Annotated in this window: 2 protein-coding genes; one reads left to right on the top strand and one right to left on the bottom strand. The window is 36.9% G+C overall.

What is annotated here, in order from left to right:
- Window positions 1–192 precede the first annotated feature (192 nt).
- Window positions 193–843 (bottom strand): S24 family peptidase, encoded by a 651-nt coding sequence (locus ACFILW_RS09720; RefSeq protein ID WP_004854224.1) that lies wholly within the window; start codon window positions 841–843, stop codon window positions 193–195.
- Between the two features lie 50 nt (window positions 844–893).
- Here ACFILW_RS09720 and ACFILW_RS09715 point away from each other — a divergent pair, with 50 nt between their 5' ends.
- Window positions 894–1211 carry a hypothetical protein gene (locus ACFILW_RS09715; protein ID WP_375613675.1) on the top strand — a complete coding sequence of 106 codons (318 nt, stop codon included), beginning with the start codon at window positions 894–896 and terminating at the stop codon, window positions 1209–1211.
- Window positions 1212–1426: the final 215 nt, after the last annotated feature.

Raw genomic sequence — 1426 nt, 5'->3', positions numbered from 1 at the left:
GAATTTATAAGAATTGGATTTTCCATAATTTTTCCTCCCTAACGCCTCTTGGCGATTGTTTGTGCGTGGTTTATGGATACCAATGTAGCGATTTTGAAAACAAAGTCAACAAAAAAATGTAGCGATTTTAAAAATTTTTTTTAAAAGTAATAAACTAAAGGCTTGCTTGAAGAGAAGTATAAAAGTATTAACTCATATTCTGGCTGGCTTAATCCAGTCGATAGGTGCACACCATTCTAATTCTACATCTACGATATCAGCATATTTTCCATTTATACTGGATAAAACCCATTTCCCTTTTTCTTTCCCTAGACGTAATACTTTGATGTAAACTTTTCCACATTTAGTTTTTATGATGGCGCGGTTGTTAATAAGATCCTCTGGTGGCAAATGATAGGAATAAAAAAGAAGGCTTCCTTCTTCAATGGCTGGAAACATAGAATCACCTACCACGCGAACAGCAACAGTTCCTTTAGGAGCAGATGGCGGGGCTTCTACTTCTTCTAGACAACCAGAATCTATTGCGATTATTTCTCCTCCGGCTCCTACAGATCCAATCAAAGGAACTAAGTGATTAGTAGGAATAGAAGCACCTGTAAGCTTTGATATTTCTAATAATTCTCGAGCAGAAATATCTCTTGTTCCTTTTAGCATTTTATTGACGGCAGCACGATCTATCGAGCGACCTAAAGAAGCGGTTAGCTGTCTTGAAAGCTCTGATTGGCTTAATCCAGCTTCAGATAAGGCATTTTGCAACCATTGTGAGATACTTATTGTCATATCTTTATTGTAGGTACGTTGTATACAATCGTCATTTTCTAATTTAGCAACATGTGGTTTCATTATTAATTTTCCTTCTTGACATTGTTTTTATAATCGCTACATAATGTGCTATGAAACAATTTTCGGAAATAATAAATCTATTAGGTGGGGTTCGTAGGGTATCTCAGTTGCTTGGGGTGCATAGAACACGCGTATATGTCTGGCTCCGTCCTATATCAAAAGGTGGAACTGGTGGGAGAATTCCAACAAAACATATCCCAATTCTTTTGAATGAAGCCAAAAGAATTGGAGCACCGATTAAGGCAGAAGACTTTTTCTCGTTTTTTTATAGGACGCAATCATGTGATTCTAAATTATCTTCACAATCTGCTTTTATTGCTGCTTCTACAGAAAAGAATGAACATCAACAGCATCATTCACACTCTTAAACAGGCAAAAATAAAGAGATCAAATAAATAGATTACGCGTCACCATGCGCACGCATAAATACGCAACAGCTTTAAGGGGGGGGATTATGATCACTCATTTATATTTAATAAAAAAAGGGGATGCGCATGTCTAATGGTATGCCATGGATAAGATTCCATTTGTATGACTGGATAAGTGGTACAGATGGAATGACGTTAGAGCAAAGGGGCGCTTA

The organism is Bartonella sp. TT110JLCBS, assembly GCF_042193405.1.
GTDB lineage: Bacteria > Pseudomonadota > Alphaproteobacteria > Rhizobiales > Rhizobiaceae > Bartonella.
The sequence above is the reverse complement of the archived record's forward strand: the minus strand, read 5'-3'. Positions and strand labels throughout refer to the sequence as shown.